Annotated in this window: 19 protein-coding genes; 14 read left to right on the top strand and 5 right to left on the bottom strand. The window is 62.7% G+C overall.

All coding sequences use genetic code 11. The features are described from left to right. Positions 1 to 3 precede the first annotated feature (3 nt). Genes bluB through trmD form a run of 5 tightly spaced genes read left to right on the top strand, consistent with a single transcriptional unit; the run spans position 4 to position 2,912 of the window. Positions 4 to 639, top strand: coding sequence for a 5,6-dimethylbenzimidazole synthase (gene bluB, locus K3752_RS01780; protein WP_260064502.1), 636 nt, complete (start codon positions 4 to 6; stop codon positions 637 to 639). A gap of 6 nt (positions 640 to 645) precedes the next feature. Continuing rightward, positions 646 to 795 (top strand): hypothetical protein, encoded by a 150-nt coding sequence (locus K3752_RS01775; protein WP_170367892.1) that lies wholly within the window; start codon positions 646 to 648, stop codon positions 793 to 795. Then, positions 788 to 1,291, top strand: a complete 504-nt coding sequence (rimM, locus tag K3752_RS01770) for a ribosome maturation factor RimM (RefSeq protein ID WP_170367890.1) — start codon at positions 788 to 790, stop codon at positions 1,289 to 1,291. The genes K3752_RS01775 and rimM overlap by 8 nt, the downstream gene beginning before the upstream one ends. After that, the gene (locus K3752_RS01765) at positions 1,288 to 2,106 is read left to right on the top strand and encodes a hypothetical protein (protein WP_260064485.1); all 819 of its coding nucleotides are present in this window, start codon (positions 1,288 to 1,290) and stop codon (positions 2,104 to 2,106) included. Before rimM ends, K3752_RS01765 begins: the two co-directional genes overlap by 4 nt. Beyond that, a complete protein-coding gene (gene trmD / locus K3752_RS01760) occupies positions 2,103 to 2,912 on the top strand; it encodes a tRNA (guanosine(37)-N1)-methyltransferase TrmD (RefSeq protein ID WP_260064484.1) in 810 nt (269 codons plus the stop codon). Before K3752_RS01765 ends, trmD begins: the two co-directional genes overlap by 4 nt. On the opposite strand, the gene K3752_RS01755 is transcribed toward trmD, so the two are convergent. Beyond that, the gene (locus K3752_RS01755) at positions 2,909 to 3,712 is read right to left on the bottom strand and encodes a GH25 family lysozyme (RefSeq protein ID WP_170343377.1); all 804 of its coding nucleotides are present in this window, start codon (positions 3,710 to 3,712) and stop codon (positions 2,909 to 2,911) included. The two genes, trmD and K3752_RS01755, sit on opposite strands and share 4 nt — an antisense overlap. Before the next feature lie 395 nt (positions 3,713 to 4,107). Between K3752_RS01755 and rplS the strand changes: the two genes are divergently transcribed. Beyond that, positions 4,108 to 4,491: a 50S ribosomal protein L19 gene (gene rplS / locus K3752_RS01750; protein WP_039541573.1), complete on the top strand. Its 384-nt coding sequence runs from the start codon at positions 4,108 to 4,110 to the stop codon at positions 4,489 to 4,491. An 11-nt stretch (positions 4,492 to 4,502) separates the two neighbouring features. After that, positions 4,503 to 4,724 carry a 50S ribosomal protein L31 gene (gene rpmE, locus K3752_RS01745; protein ID WP_093965180.1) on the top strand — a complete coding sequence of 74 codons (222 nt, stop codon included), beginning with the start codon at positions 4,503 to 4,505 and terminating at the stop codon, positions 4,722 to 4,724. A 64-nt stretch (positions 4,725 to 4,788) separates the two neighbouring features. Here the strand turns inward: rpmE and K3752_RS01740 are convergent, their stop codons facing one another. Both K3752_RS01740 and K3752_RS01735 read right to left on the bottom strand, forming a co-directional pair. Further along, entirely contained in the window at positions 4,789 to 5,109 is a 321-nt protein-coding gene (locus K3752_RS01740; protein WP_260064474.1) for a Dabb family protein, read from the bottom strand. 25 nt (positions 5,110 to 5,134) lie between these two features. Then, entirely contained in the window at positions 5,135 to 6,022 is an 888-nt protein-coding gene (locus tag K3752_RS01735; RefSeq protein WP_260064469.1) for an AEC family transporter, read from the bottom strand. Positions 6,023 to 6,240: 218 nt separating this feature from the next. Between K3752_RS01735 and K3752_RS01730 the strand changes: the two genes are divergently transcribed. Next, positions 6,241 to 7,050: a division plane positioning ATPase MipZ gene (locus tag K3752_RS01730; RefSeq protein WP_093965175.1), complete on the top strand. Its 810-nt coding sequence runs from the start codon at positions 6,241 to 6,243 to the stop codon at positions 7,048 to 7,050. Here the strand turns inward: K3752_RS01730 and K3752_RS01725 are convergent. After that, positions 7,047 to 8,279 (bottom strand): adenylate/guanylate cyclase domain-containing protein, encoded by a 1,233-nt coding sequence (locus K3752_RS01725; RefSeq protein WP_170407893.1) that lies wholly within the window; start codon positions 8,277 to 8,279, stop codon positions 7,047 to 7,049. The genes K3752_RS01730 and K3752_RS01725 overlap by 4 nt on opposite strands. Before the next feature lie 59 nt (positions 8,280 to 8,338). After that, on the bottom strand, positions 8,339 to 8,791 hold the full coding sequence (locus tag K3752_RS01720; RefSeq protein WP_093965172.1) for a MarR family winged helix-turn-helix transcriptional regulator: 453 nt from the start codon (positions 8,789 to 8,791) through the stop codon (positions 8,339 to 8,341). Positions 8,792 to 8,847: 56 nt separating this feature from the next. Here K3752_RS01720 and hmgA point away from each other — a divergent pair, with 56 nt between their 5' ends. From hmgA to maiA, 6 genes are all read left to right on the top strand, one after another. Then, positions 8,848 to 10,203 carry a homogentisate 1,2-dioxygenase gene (hmgA, locus tag K3752_RS01715; protein WP_170366204.1) on the top strand — a complete coding sequence of 452 codons (1,356 nt, stop codon included), beginning with the start codon at positions 8,848 to 8,850 and terminating at the stop codon, positions 10,201 to 10,203. Between the two features lie 42 nt (positions 10,204 to 10,245). Further along, positions 10,246 to 11,502 (top strand): fumarylacetoacetase, encoded by a 1,257-nt coding sequence (gene fahA, locus K3752_RS01710; RefSeq protein WP_260064463.1) that lies wholly within the window; start codon positions 10,246 to 10,248, stop codon positions 11,500 to 11,502. Between the two features lie 10 nt (positions 11,503 to 11,512). Beyond that, positions 11,513 to 12,463 (top strand): MBL fold metallo-hydrolase, encoded by a 951-nt coding sequence (locus tag K3752_RS01705; protein ID WP_260064462.1) that lies wholly within the window; start codon positions 11,513 to 11,515, stop codon positions 12,461 to 12,463. A gap of 134 nt (positions 12,464 to 12,597) precedes the next feature. Then, a complete protein-coding gene (locus tag K3752_RS01700) occupies positions 12,598 to 14,208 on the top strand; it encodes an FAD-dependent oxidoreductase (protein ID WP_260064461.1) in 1,611 nt (536 codons plus the stop codon). 5 nt (positions 14,209 to 14,213) lie between these two features. Beyond that, a complete protein-coding gene (locus tag K3752_RS01695; RefSeq protein WP_260064460.1) occupies positions 14,214 to 14,405 on the top strand; it encodes a DUF2783 domain-containing protein in 192 nt (63 codons plus the stop codon). Next, entirely contained in the window at positions 14,402 to 15,040 is a 639-nt protein-coding gene (maiA, locus tag K3752_RS01690; protein ID WP_260064458.1) for a maleylacetoacetate isomerase, read from the top strand. The genes K3752_RS01695 and maiA overlap by 4 nt, the downstream gene beginning before the upstream one ends. Position 15,041: the final 1 nt, after the last annotated feature.

Here is a 15,041-nt window from a genome sequence, read left to right as displayed (position 1 = left end):
CGCGTGCAGGATCAGGCTTTCACCGAAGATTTCCGCACGCAGTTCGATCTGTTGATGCGGCTCCGGCGCGATGTACGCCGGTTCCGCACCGACGCGGTGGACGAGGCAGTGCTGACGCGCTGCCTCGACGCGTTTCAGCTGGCCCCTTCGGTGGGGCTGAGCGAACCGTGGCGCGTGATCCGCGTCGAAAGCCCTGAGGCCCGGGCCGTGGCGCTGGAGAACTTCAAGGCGGCCAATGACGCGGCGCTGGCGGGTTACTCCGGTGACCGAGCGCAGTTGTACAGCCAGCTGAAACTGTCGGGCATGCAAGAGGCGCCGGTTCAGCTGGCGGTGTTCTGCGATGACGCCACCGACAAGGGCCAGGGGCTGGGCGCAGGCACCATGCCCGAAATGCGCCGCTATTCGGTGGTCTCGGCCGTCACTTTGTTCTGGCTGGCGCTGCGCGCGCATGGGCTGGGGCTGGGCTGGGTCTCGATCCTCGATCCCGGCCGGCTGACCCGCGACCTGTCGGTGCCCGAGGGCTGGCGGCTGATCGGCTATTTCTGCGTGGGCTGGCCCGAGGAAAGCTCGGACACGCCAGAACTGGAAACCCATGGCTGGGAGCGCCGCCGCGGCAGCCTGCCGGTGGAAACGCGGTAGGGTGGCATGTTTGGATTGATACGCCTTCCCATCCTGCTGCTGATCGCCTTTATTGTGGGCGTGTTCTTTGAACGCAGCAATCAACGCGAAGCCTGTGGCGAAATCGGTGTCTGGGAAAGTGGAATATGCGTGACAACGGAAATGCCCAATGACTGATCTGATCTGTGTCGGCAGCATCGCCGGGTCCTTCGGCGTACGCGGCGAGGTCCGCCTGAAAAGCTATTGCGCGGTACCAGAGGATATCGAGACCTACTCCCCCCTGACCGACGAGAGTGGCGCCCAGCGCTATCCGCTGATCATCACACGCGCGATCAAGAACGGATTTGCCGCGCGTCTAGGCGGGGTCGAAACCAAGGAACAGGCGGACGCCCTGAAGGGGCTGCGCCTTTATGCCCGGCGCGAGCAGTTGCCATCGCTGCCGGATGACGAATTCTATCACGCCGACCTTTTGGGGCTTGAGGTCTATGACACCGGGGGAACCCTGCTGGGGCGGGTCAAATCGGTGCAGAACCACGGCGCCGACGACCTGCTCGAACTGCACGGGCCCGGGCTGAAATCCACTGTATTTCTGCCATTCACCAAAGCGGCCGTACCCACGATTGACCTTGAGGCCGGGCGTATCGTCGCCGACCCTCCCGAGGGCCTGCTGTGACGCGGCGCATCCTGCTGCATCTGGGCCTTCACAAAACCGGCACGACCGCCGCGCAATCCTTTCTGTTCGAGAACCGAGCGTTGATCTGGCCGCGCCACGCATTGGTTCTGCCATATGTCACCCGCAAATCCGGGTTATCGGAAGCCGCCACGCGCCATTCGCTGTATGGGACATTCGGTACGCTGTCCGAATTCGGCAATCGCTGGCGCGAACTTCTGGCGACGCTGGATTTCGGGGAAAAGCGCGGGCTGATCCTGAGCGAGGAGAACTTCTCGGGGCTTCGCCCCAGCCGCAATCTAATTGTGGGATACGCCGAAGCCCCAGATCTGGCCGCCTGCGTGGTCGATACGCTGCGCAACCGGCTGGTCGGATCGGAACTGGACATCACCGTCTATCTCTCGCTGCGCCAGCGCGGCAGTTGGATCCGCAGTCTCTGGGCCCATGATCTTCAGCGCACGCGGCTGGTGCAGGATTTTGACACGTTCCGCGAGAGGCTCGAAGAGCTCCCTTCGCTGCAGCAGACTGCGGACGCCGTTCGTGATCGGCTGCCTTCGGTTCGAGTGCAGACCGAATGGTTGGAAGACCTGCGTGAGCGCAGCTTTGGCCCCGGCACACCTTTTGCCGAATTCCTGGACCTGCCGCCCGAGAAGGCCACCCTGCTGGTCAAGCCCACTCGCTCAAACCCGGCATTGCCGCAAGAAGCGCTTTCGGAAATGCTCGAGTTGAACCGATCGGGGCTGGACGAGGCGGCGCTGGTCCGACAGAAAGCCCGCATCGTCGAACGCGCCCAAAACAGCCTGACCACGAACACATGACGGACAAACCTGCAAAGTCACATGGCCGCAAGGCTATTCGCCCCACGCTGAAACCGCGTGAGTTGCTGACGCCCACGCCGGACCTGCATGGCGTGTGGAAGGCCAAGGTGATCACGCTGTTCCCATCTGCCTTTCCCGGCGTCTTGGGCGAAAGCCTGACCGGCAAGGCGCTGCAGGAGGGTCAGTGGCAACTGGAAACGGTCGATCTGCGGCAGTTCGGTGTCGGCAAGCATCGCAATGTCGACGACACGCCCGCAGGCGGCGGTGCCGGCATGGTGTTGCGGCCGGATGTACTGGGGGCCGCCGTTGATCACACTATGGATGGGGTACAGGGCAACTGGCCGCTGATCTACCTCAGCCCGCGCGGGCGCCGGATGGATCAGCGCATGATGCAGAACTTGGCCCTTTGCGATGGCATGACCCTGTTGTGTGGCCGATTTGAAGGCGTTGATGAACGGGTTTTAGAGCACTACGGCATCCAGGAAGTCTCGCTGGGCGATTTCGTCATGACCGGAGGCGAGATTGCCGCGCAGGCGCTGATCGACGCCACCGTGCGACTGCTGCCCGGGGTTCTGGGAAATCAGGCCTCGACCGAGGAAGAGAGCTTTTCGTCCGGCTTGCTGGAACACCCGCAATACACTCGGCCAGCCGAGTGGAACGGGCGCGAAATCCCCCCGATCCTGATGTCTGGACATCATGGGCGCATCGCCGAATGGCGTCACCAGATGGCGGAAGAGATTACCCGCACGCGCCGCCCGGACCTGTGGGATGCCTACCTGAAGGCGCGCAGGGAAGCCGACGACTAGGGTGCGCCCGCCTTCCAACGCGCCCAAATATCAGGTGAGCCGTTGAAGGCGTTGATGTCCACTCGCCCCTGCACTCCGGGCACCAAACCGGTACCCGTATACTGCCAGAACCGCCAGACTGCCTTGGGATAGACATTGCGCGGATGCCCCGCGACCGAGCGCAGCCAGAACTCGGTCTTTGGTAGCCGTCCGATACCTGTGTCCTCGTAGAAATCGACCGTGGTGTAGACGATCGGCCGGCGACCGTAGTGTCGCTCCAATATGTCGAGGAACCTTTCCGCCTCGGCCCGCACCGTCTTGCCATCGGGGCGCAGGGTGCAGGTTTTGGAATGAGGGGTCCATTCCATGTCCAGCACATGCGGCAGGTCGGCCCCTCGGGGAACGTTGCGAATGAACCAGCGGGCCTGCTCGGCCGCGGGGCGGCAGAAGTAGTAATAGTGATATGCACCCCACGGAACCCCAGCCGCCCGGGCGCCCTGACTGTGATCCTGGAACATCGGATCGGCCACGTCGCCCCCTTCGGTCGCCTTAATGAACACGAAACTGACCCCCGAGGCCTTGGCCTGACGCCAGTCGATCGGTCCCTGCCAGCGCGAGACGTCGAGCCCATGCACGGGATAGTGCTCGGGCCGCCGCCGCTCCCAGTCATGCGGGTCGGCATCCGCAAAGGCGGGGTACAGAACCGAAGGCCCGGAAAGTCCCGCAACCACCGGTTGGTCTACGATTTGGGGCGCCGGCGCACGACGCCCGCAAGACATCAGTGCCAGCGCAAGAACCACGCAGAAAATCGCTTTGCTCATCCTGTTGCTCTGCCTCTAAACCTGCTCTTGAATTATGATCCAGAATGCCCGATCCCCGGCACAAGGCAACGCCGCGGTACAGGTGACGGCGGATTCCCACCAAATCCACCGCGATTTGGCCTGAAAACCGGCGATTTGGGCTTGATATGCACGTCCGACTTCCCTAAACGGGCGCAATCCGGTGCCGCCTCTGGGGCGACTCCGGTGTTTTGGGTTGATCGCAGGAACGCACCTGCCCTTCTTCGGATCAGGGAAGCTGTGGAATAACCCGGACCAAAAGGAACATTCGACCTGACCTCTGGCGGGCTGCAGATCGCGGGACCCGGAGAAGACCAAGAGCTCTCAGATCGTGCCCAACTTCGTGGACCAACCACGAGCAGATAGGAGTAACTGCGATGGACCTGATCGCACAGCTTGAGGCGGAACAGATTGCCGCCCTGGGGAAAGACATCCCCGATTTCAAAGCCGGTGACACCATCCGTGTCGGCTTTAAAGTGACCGAAGGGTCGCGTACCCGTGTGCAAAACTACGAAGGCGTCTGCATTGCGCGCAAAGGTGGCAGCGGCATCGCCGGTTCGTTCACCGTTCGCAAGATTTCGTTTGGCGAAGGCGTTGAGCGTGTGTTCCCGCTGCATTCGACCAACATCGACAGCATCACCGTTGTCCGTCGTGGCCGCGTCCGTCGCGCCAAACTGTACTATCTGCGTACCCGTCGCGGTAAATCCGCCCGTATCGCAGAAGTCACCAACTACAAGCCCAAGGCTGGCGCCGAGGCGTAAGGAGCGGAAAGATGAAAAAAGACATCCATCCCGACTACCACATGATCGACGTCAAACTGACCGACGGCACCGTGATCCAGATGAAATCGACCTGGGGCGCCGAAGGCGATCAGCTGGCCCTGGAAATCGACCCCTCCTCGCATCCTGCGTGGACCGGTGGCTCGTCGCGCCTGATGGACGCCGGCGGTCGCGTGTCGAAGTTCAAGAAGAAGTACGAAGGCCTGGGTTTCTGAACCAGCGCCTTTGCGGAAATTCCAAGGCCGTCCCCGAGGGGGCGGCCTTTTTCGTTGGCCGCTTCTATTGCGCGTCCGGCACGTCTAGGTCAAAGACGATGATCCCGTCGGCACCATTCTGACACAGATCACACATCTGACCGCCCAACCGGCGGTGTGTCGGGTGTTCGGCGTAAGCCTTCACGGCGGGTCGATCCGCAAAGCGGATCACGAACCCATCGAGATAATCCTGCGACTTTCCTTCGAAATCGAGATTGGGGCCGCTTTCAAAGGCCAAGGCCCCGTCCAGATCTGCGCATAGCTCGGCCAAGCCGGTCAGAACGGCGCGGCGCGCGTCCTGCGGTGCATCTGATCGGAAAGTGAAGAACACGCAGTGCAATATCATGATGTCGGTTCCTGGTTGGGCAAAGTCAGATCCAGTAGGCCAAGGCGAGCGGCAGCACCAGGATCGTCGTCAGGGTTGAGACCATGATGTACCCGGCCACTTCCGGGCCATTTTCCGGAACATGCTGGTCGATGAACAGGTATGTCGCAACCGAAGACGGCATCAGGCAGCACAGGATCAACGCTCCGCGTTCGACCCCGGTAAAGCCGAACAGCCAGATAAGCGTGGTGGCGATCCCGGCAGCCAGAACGAGATGCAGACCTGTCAGAACGACTGCCCGGCCAAGGCTGCCCGTACGAAGCGTGGCCAGCGTGTGACCCAGTGTCAGCAACATCAGCGGGATCGACAGCCCGCCCAGAATGTCAAAGGATTTGGCGATCGGTTGCGGCAGGGCAGAACCCGTAGCCATCAGCGTCAGCGCGATGGCAACCGCATAGATTATCGGAGATGTTGCAAGCTTGCGGGCCGAGAACTCTCCGGCCGGGATCCACATGCCGACCGTGAAAATGCTCACCAACACCACGACGACAAAAGCCATCGTATATGCCATGCCCGCATCGCCCAGTGCCAGCAGAGTGATCGGCAACCCGATATTGCCCACATTGCCATGCATCAGCGGGGTCAGAAACGCCCGCACCGGCCAGCGCAACAGCCGCAATACCAAAAACCCGAGCACGCCGAACGCCGCAATGGCGAGGGCAGCGGCCGCCATCATGTCCAGAAACGTGGCAATCTGGATCTTGGTGGCGGACAGATGAGAGATGATCAGTGTCGGATATCCCACCTTCGAGACAATCCCGCCGATCACCTTGTTGTCGAACGGTGCGCGCGCGACCGCCAGCCCGTACCCCACACCAGCACAGATCAGCACCGGCAGAACGATGTTCAATACGTTCAGGAATACGTGCTCCAAGCCGGGTCCTTGCGTCCAAGTCAGTTTACAGACTGTGGCGGCGCACGCCCCGTTTGGCAACAACCAAGCGTCAAGCTGCGGGTATCGCGAAAAAAACCAATATAGACACTGATATTGTCCCGCAGACCCTACAGGACCGCTTTTCTTCGCGGATCACACAACATATAGTGGGTTCAAACAACGTGTAGGCAAACACGGCGCGACTTGGGAATACAGGTATGGCACATATCATCGTTGTGGGGAACGAAAAGGGCGGCGCAGGCAAGTCGACGGTTTCCATGCATGTTGCAACCGCGCTTGCGCGTTTGGGCAACAAGGTCAGCACCCTGGATCTGGACCTGCGGCAGCGCAGCCTGGGCCGCTATTTCGAGAACCGCCGCAATTTCCTTTCCACGGAAAAGCTGGAGCTGCCCAGCCCGCGTCACCATGACCTGCCCGAGATCGACGCAAGCAAGCTCAAACCCGGCGAGAACATCTATGACCACCGTCTGTCGGCCGCCGTGGCCGAGTTGGAAAGCGACAGCGATTTCATCCTGATCGACTGCCCCGGCTCGCACACAAGGCTGAGCCAGGTGGCTCATTCGCTGGCCGACACGCTGATCACGCCGCTGAACGACAGTTTCATCGATTTCGACCTGCTGGCCCGGATCGACTCGAAGGGCGAAAAGATCCTCGGGCCCTCGGTCTATTCCGAGATGGTCTGGAACGCGCGGCAATTGCGGGCGCAGGCCGGGCTGAAACCGATCGATTGGGTGGTGGTGCGCAACCGCGTGGGCACCCAGCGCATGGTCAACAAGGAAAAGATGCAGCGCGCCATCGAGATGCTGTCGCAGCGCATCGGCTTCCGCGTCGCCTCGGGCTTTTCCGAGCGTGTGATCTTTCGCGAACTGTTCCCGCGCGGGCTGACGCTGCTGGACCTCAAGGATATCGGGGTGAAACAGCTCAATATCTCGAACATCGCTGCCCGTCAGGAGTTGCGCGACATGATGCGTGAACTGAACCTGCCCGGGGTCGAGATCGACTTCTAGGCCGTCGGCGCGTAGATCGTGAACAGCTCTTTGGGTTCGGGCACGCCGCGCAGCATATAGCGCCCGACCGAGATCAGGTCCTGTTCGCAGGGCTGAGCGGCACGGGCCACGTCATCCGAGATCAAGATACGCCGGTCCAGCGAGCGGTGCATGCCTGCGATACGCGCGGCCTGGTTCACCGCCGGTCCGATCACGGTGAAATCCAGCCGGCTTTCAGCACCGATATTGCCATAAAGGATCTCGCCCGAATGCAAGGCAAGTGTGAAATTGGCGACCGGCAGGCCGGCGGCGGCCCGTTCCGCGTTGAGCTCGGCCATACGCGTCTGCAGAACACCAACGGCGGCCAGCGCGGCGCGGGCGTCCTCGTCGATCTCGCCCACGTCGAACATGGCCATCAGCCCGTCGCCCATGAATTTCAGGATATTGCCGCCACAACCCTGAACGACCTCGACCGCCACGGCCAGATAGTCGTTCAGCATCGCTATGATGTCCGACCCGGGAAGGCGTTCGGCCAGGCCGGTAAAGCCCTCGAGGTCGAAGTTCCAGATCACAGCGTCGATCTGCTGCAACGATCCGCGCCGGATTTCCCCCGACAGCACGCGCCGACCCGCATCCCGCCCCAGATAGACGCGCAGCAGATCCTGCGCCATTTTCCGGTTCGAGGCCGATTTCAAGGCCAGCCCCAGATGCGGCAGAGCATATCGGATCAGATCCAGGTGAATGTCGTCGAACCCCTCGGCATGGTCCGTCGTCCACGACATCAAGACCCCCTCGGGCATCTGATCCAGGGCAATCCGGTTTTCGGGCTCGACCTTCTGCAGAACCAGACCGGATGCAAAGTAGTCTGTGGCACCTTTCTGGTGCAGTTCGTTCAAAAACGGAAATCGGCTGGGTTCGTTCTGGTCTTTCAGCCTTTCACGCAGCTCCTTCGCGCCGGACTGCAGCATCTCGTAGAGCGGGCTGGAAACCCACTGATCAGGCAATTCCTCGCGGTGCTCGTAATTCTCGACGCTGCCCCCTTCGTCCCGGTACCAGTTGAAACCGGTGCCGCCGTAAGTGGGGTGATAGGCGCTCTGGGCGGCGTGAAACCGCATCAGGGGAACGCCCGCATCTACAAGCCGCAGGCAATAGCCTTCGAGTATTTCCGACTGTTCGGCCCCTTCCAACCCCCGGTCCAGCAACCATCCAATCAGATCATCGGCGCGGGCTTTGGGGTCGGTGGATGGCATCTTGGGGCTCCGTCTGGTCTGCACCCCACTTGGGGGCTGCGGGGCCAGATTACCAGAGGTCAGTCCATCCCGGCCAGCCGCCGCAGCATCATCCGCAACAGCGCCGCCTCGCCCGTGGTGAACATGCCCGCCAGCCGAGCGTCATAGTCGCGGGCGATGTCGCGCAATTCGCGGTACACCGTCAGACCGGCGGGTGTCAGGGTCAGCCGCTCCATCCGGCGGTCGTTTTCGTCGCGGGTGCGCCGCAGGTATCGGCGCTGTTCCAGCTTGTGCACCGCGCGGCTGATCTTGGTCTTGTGCATCTTGGCACGTTCCCCGATCTGCTTGGCGGTCATCTCTCCGTAATTGCCAAGGTGGAACAACACGCGCCATTCGGTGCGCAGCATCCCATAGCGGTTCTTGTAAACCTTCTGGAAATCCAACGAGCTTTCCTCGGCCGCCTGGTTGAGCAGGAAGGGCAGGAAATTTCGCAGGTCGAAGTCATCTTTTTCGGCGGAATCTGGCTGTGTCATGGTTGTTAGTTACAAAATCAACTATTATCCGACAAGCAGCAAACGGAGGAACCCCGATGAATCGTCCGACTGACCCGCACGCTCTGACCCAAGCCAGCACGCCCGTTGGCACCCATGCAGGCTATATGCCCGGCTTTGGCAATGACTTTGAAACCGAGGCGCTGCCCGGCGCGCTGCCGCAGGGCATGAACAGCCCGCAGAAATGCAACTATGGCCTATATGGCGAACAGCTTAGCGGCACCGCCTTCACCGCCAACCCGCCCGAGCGCACCTGGTGCTATCGCATCCGGCCGTCGGTCAAGCATTCGCACCGCTATGAAAAGACCGACCTGCCCTATTGGAAAAGCGCCCCGAATGTCGATCCGGACGTGATCAGCCTGGGCCAGTACCGCTGGGACGCGGTGCCCCATTCCGACCAGCCGCTGACCTGGCTGACCGGCATGCGCACCATGACCACCGCCGGCGACGTGAACACCCAGGTCGGCATGGCCAGCCACATCTATCTGGTCACCGAATCGATGGTGGACGACTATTTCTTCTCGGCCGATTCCGAGCTTCTGGTGGTGCCGCAGGAAGGCCGGCTGCGTTTTGCGACCGAGCTGGGCATCATCGACCTGGAACCCAAGGAGATCGCCATCATCCCGCGCGGGCTGGTCTACCGCGTCGAGGTGCTGGAAGGCCCCTGCCGCGGTTTCGTCTGCGAGAACTACGGCCAGAAATTCGAGCTGCCGGGCCGCGGCCCGATTGGCGCCAACTGCATGGCCAACCCGCGCGACTTCAAGGCGCCGGTGGCCGCGTTCGAGGATCGCGAGGTGCCCTCGACCGTGACGATCAAGTGGTGCGGCCAGTTCCACACCACCAAGATCGGTCACAGCCCGCTGGACGTGGTGGCCTGGCACGGCAACTACGCGCCCTACAAATACGACCTGCGCACCTATTGCCCGGTCGGGGCCATTCTGTTCGACCACCCCGATCCGTCGATCTTTACCGTGCTGACCGCGCCTTCGGGCGTTCCGGGCACGGCCAATATCGACTTCGTCCTGTTCCGCGAACGCTGGATGGTGATGGAGGACACGTTCCGCCCGCCGTGGTACCACAAGAACATCATGTCCGAGCTGATGGGCAATATCTACGGCCAGTATGACGCCAAGCCGCAGGGCTTCGTGCCGGGCGGCATGAGCCTGCACAACATGATGATCCCGCATGGCCCCGACAAGGAAGCCTTTGAAAAGGCATCCAACGCCAATCTGGGGCCGGACAAGCTGGACAACACCATGTCCTTCATGTTCGAGACCCGCTTTCCGCAGCACCTGACCGCCTTTGCCGCGAACGAGGCGCCGCTGCAGGATGACTACATCGATTGCTGGACGGATCTGGAGAAGAAATTCGACGGCACGCCCGGAAAGAAATGACACCGGTGGCCCCACGGCCACCGCACCGCACAAGGAAACGCAATGCCTTTGATGAAATCCTGGGTGGCCTCGGCCAATGACGCGAACCACCCGTTTCCGCTGAACAACCTGCCCTATGGCGTCTTTTCGACCGAAGGCACCGAACCCCGCTGCGGCGTGGCCATCGGGGACATGATCCTTGACGTGTCCGCCGCCGAGGCCGAAGGGCTGATCACGCTGGGCGACGAGCCGCTGTTCGACCTGCCCTTCTGGAACCCGCTGATGGAGCAGGGACCGGCGGTCTGGGCCGCGCTGCGCGAGCGGCTGACCGCCCTGCTGGCGAAAGGGTCGAAAGAACAGGACAAGATCGAACCGCTGCTGGTTCCGCAGGCCGAGGCCCAGCTGCACATGCCCTTCGCCGTCAGCGAATTCACCGATTTCTACGCGGGCAAGCACCATGCCACCAATGTGGGCACCATGTTCCGCGGCCCGGAAAACGCGCTGCCACCCAACTGGCTGCACATCCCCATCGGCTACAACGGCCGCGCCTCGTCGGTGGTGGTTTCGGGCACCGATATCCGCCGCCCGTGGGGGCAGTTGAAATCGCCCGACCATGACCGACCCGCCTTCCTGCCCAGCCGCCGCTTCGACATCGAGCTGGAGATGGGCGCCATCGTCGGCACCCCGTCCGACGGCCCGATCACCGTGCAGGAGGCCGACGACCACATCTTTGGCTATGTCCTGCTGAACGACTGGTCGGCGCGCGACATTCAGGCCTGGGAATACCAGCCGCTGGGCCCGTTTCAGGCCAAGGCCACCGCCACCTCGATTTCGCCCTGGATCGTGACCAAGGCCGCGCTGGACCCGTTCCGCTGCGACACGCCCCCGCGTGAGGTCGAGTTGCTGGACCACCTCAAGGACTGCGGCCCGATGCTCTATGACATCGAGCTTGAGGTAACGATGGCGCCCGAAGGCAAACCGGCGTCCACCATCGCGCGCACCAACTACAAGGAAATGTATTATTCCTCGGCGCAGCAACTGGCGCATCACACCACCTCGGGCTGCCCGATGAACGTAGGCGATCTGCTCGGCTCGGGCACGATCTCGGGCCCGACGAAGGACAGCCGCGGCTCGCTTCTGGAACTCAGCTGGGGCGGCAAGGAACCGATCACGCTGGAGACCGGCGAAACCCGCAGCTTCATCGAAGACGGCGACACGCTGACCCTCAAGGGCGCCGCCCGGGGCGACGGCTACACGATCGGTTTCGGCGACTGCACCGGCACGGTGCTGCCTGCCCTTGAAGACCCATACGCACGATAAGGAGCGCCAAATGGCCAAGGCATTCGCGTCCCAGGGGGACATGACCGAAAAGAAGATCTCGTTCACCGAGGTGGGCGAAGGGCTATATGCCTTCACCGCCGAAGGTGACCCGAACTCGGGCGTGATCATCGGCGATGACAGCGTGATGGTGGTCGAGGCCCAGGCCACGCCGCGCCTTGCGCAAAAGGTGATCGACTGCATCCGTTCGGTAACCGACAAGCCGATCACCCATGTGGCGCTGACCCATTACCACGCGGTCCGCGTGCTGGGCGCCAGCGCCTTCGGTGCGCAGCAGATCATCATGTCGGACATGGCCCGCGCCATGGTCGTCGAACGCGGGAAAGAGGACTGGGACAGCGAGTTCCAGCGCTTTCCGCGCCTGTTCGAAGGGCACGAGAGCATCCCCGGCTTGACCTGGCCCACCACTACTTTCAGCGACACGATGACGGTCTATCTGGGCAACCGCCGGGTCGATCTGATGCATCTGGGGCGGGCGCATACGGCCGGCGACATCGTCATCCACGTGCCCGACCAGAACGTGATGTTCACCGGCGACATCGTCGAATACCACTCGGCCTGCTATTGCGGTGACGGGTATTTCAGCGACTGGGGCGAGACGCTGGATCAGATCCAGTGGTTCGACGTGGACGCCATCGCGCCGGGGCGCGGCGATGCGCTTGTCGGCAAGGAAATGGTGAACGCCGCCATCGAGAACACCCGCGATTTCGTCGAAAGCACCTATCGCCCGGCGGCCAAGGTGGCGGCACGCGGCGGCAGCCTGAAAGAGGCCTGGGACGCGGTGCGTGCGGAGTGCGATCCGAAATTCTCGGACTACGCCATCTATGAACACTGCCTGCCCTTCAACGTGGCCCGCGCCTATGATGAGGCGCGCGGCATCGAGACCCCGCGCATCTGGACCGCCCAGCGCGATCTGGAGATGTGGGAGGCCCTGCAGGGCTGAGAAATGGCCCGGCAACTTGATCCAGATCGTGTTGCCGGCCTGAAAACGATGCAACCATGGAGGAGAGCCATCGGCGCCCCGCGCCGGTGGGCAGGGAATGTGCGCCCGGCGCACGGAACTTGGGGAGAGAGCCCATGAACAAGATTTTTGAACAGCCGCTCTATGCCTATGCCCGCAGCCCCGATCAGGATGCCCCGGCCCCGGTGCGGCATCAGGTGATCGTGATCGGCGCGGGCCCGGTCGGGCTGGCCGCCGCCATCGACCTGGCCCAGCAGGGCGTCGAGGTGGTGGTGCTGGACGACAACGACAAGGTCAGTTTCGGCAGCCGCGCCATCTGTTTCGCCCAGCGCACGCTGGAAATCGCCGACCGGCTGGGGTGTGCCCGGCCGATGGTGGGCAAGGGCGTGCTGTGGAACACCGGCAAGGTGTTCTTCGACGACCGCAAGGTCTATGAATTCAACCTGCAGCCCGATGAGGGCTACGCCCATCCGGCCTTCATCAACCTTCAGCAATACTACTTTGAGCAGTTCATGGTCGAACGGGTCCGCGCGTTGCAGGCCCAAGGCGCACCGATCGAAATCCGTGGCCGCAACAAGGTCGAGGCGATCGGCACCCATGACGACCACGTCAAGCTCGAGGTGGAAACGCCCGAGGGGTCGTACACCGTCGAAGCCGACTGGCTGATCGCCTGCGACGGGGCCAATTCGCCCACCCGTCGGATGCTGGGGCTGGATTTCGTGGGCCGCGTGTTCGAGGACAACTTCCTGATCGCCGACGTGATCATGGAGGCCGATTTCCCGTCCGAACGCTGGTTCTGGTTCGACCCACCCTTCAACCGCGGCCAGTCCGCCCTGCTGCACAAACAGCCCGACAATGTCTGGCGCATCGACCTGCAACTGGGCTGGGACATCGACAAGGAACGCGAAAAGCGCCCCGAAAACGTGATCCCGCGCCTCAAGGCGATGCTGGGCGAGGATGTCCAGTTCGAGCTGGAATGGGTCAGCATCTATACTTTCCAGTGCCGCCGGATGGAGAAATTCCGCCACGGTCGGGTGATCTTTGCCGGCGACAGCGCCCATCAGGTCAGCCCCTTCGGCGCGCGTGGGGCCAATTCGGGCCTGCAGGACACTGACAACCTGTGCTGGAAGCTGAAGATGGTCCTTGATGGTCCCGCGCCCGACGGCCTGCTGGACAGCTATGATGTCGAGCGCACCCATGGTGCGGACGAGAACATCCTGAACTCCACCCGCTCGACCGATTTCATCACGCCGAAATCGGAAATGTCGCGCATCCTGCGCGACGCGGTTCTGGACCTGAGCGAACATTACGACTTCGCTCGCCCGCTGGTGAATTCCGGGCGGCTGAGCGTGCCCTGCACCTATGATGGCTCGCCGCTGAATTCGGCGGATGCGCTGGATGGTCCGGCCGAAACGCGCCCCGGATCGCCCTGCCCCGATGCGCCGCTGGGGGATGAATTCCTGTTGCCCAAGCTGGCGGGCAAGTTCACCCTTCTGACCATCGACGCCGACGCCCCTGACATGATCGAGGAAGAGGGTGTGACGGTCGAGCGGCTGGCGCTGTCGGTCAAGGATGACCGGACGCTGGCGCTGAAGCGGCGGTATATGGGCGACGCGGAAGGTGCGGTCTATCTGATCCGGCCCGACCAGCATGTGGCGGCGCGGCGCGACAGCTATGAAGACAACGCGTTCCGGCATGCGATCCGCCGGGCCATCGGCAAGGAGTAGGCACAATGGATGAACTGATCCTCACCCCGAATATCGACGGCGCGGATAATTTCTATGCCGATCTGCTGGCCGCGCACGACGGTCTGGACAAGGCCAAAAGCGATGCGTTGAACGCGCGTCTGGTGCTGGTGCTGGCCAACCACATCGGCGACCGGACCATCCTGAAACAGGCGATCGACGCGGCCAAAGCCCGATGAGCGACGTCGTCCTGTATGACTATTGGCGGTCCTCGGCCAGCTACCGGGTGCGCATCGCGCTGAACCTGGCCGGGATCGCCTATCGCGCGCAGACCGTCGATCTGGTCAAGGGCGAGCAGACCGCGCCCGCTCATCTGGCGCGCAACCCGCAGGGCTTTGTGCCGGTGCTCGAGATCGACGGCGCGCAATTGACCCAGTCACTGGCCATTCTCGACTATCTCGACCGGACGCGGGGTCTGAACCTGCTGCCGGAAAAGCCGGTTGCGCGGGCCAGGGCGCAGGCGCTGGCCCATGCCATCGCGGTGGATCTGCACCCGGTCTGCAACCTGAAGGTCGCCCGCCACGCCACGCAGTTGAGCGGCGGAAAGGGCGACATGCCCGGCGACTGGATGCGCCATTTCATCCGCCCCGGTCTGCTGGCCTTCGAGGCAATGCTGGCCGGATTCGAACAGGCCCCCTATTGCACGGGTTCGGCGCCCGGTTTGGCCGATCTGTGCCTGATCCCGCAGATGTACAACGCCCGGCGCTGGCAGGTCGATCTGTCGGACATGCCGCGCATTCTGGCGGTCGAGGCGGCCTGCGCGGACCACCCTGCCTTTGCAGCGGCCCACCCGGACGCCCACGCGCCGGGCTGAG

Origin of the sequence: Ruegeria sp. B32 (assembly GCF_025141855.1) — a bacterium.
Classification (GTDB): Bacteria; Pseudomonadota; Alphaproteobacteria; order Rhodobacterales; family Rhodobacteraceae; genus Ruegeria; species Ruegeria arenilitoris.
The sequence above is the reverse complement of the archived record's forward strand: the minus strand, read 5'-3'. Positions and strand labels throughout refer to the sequence as shown.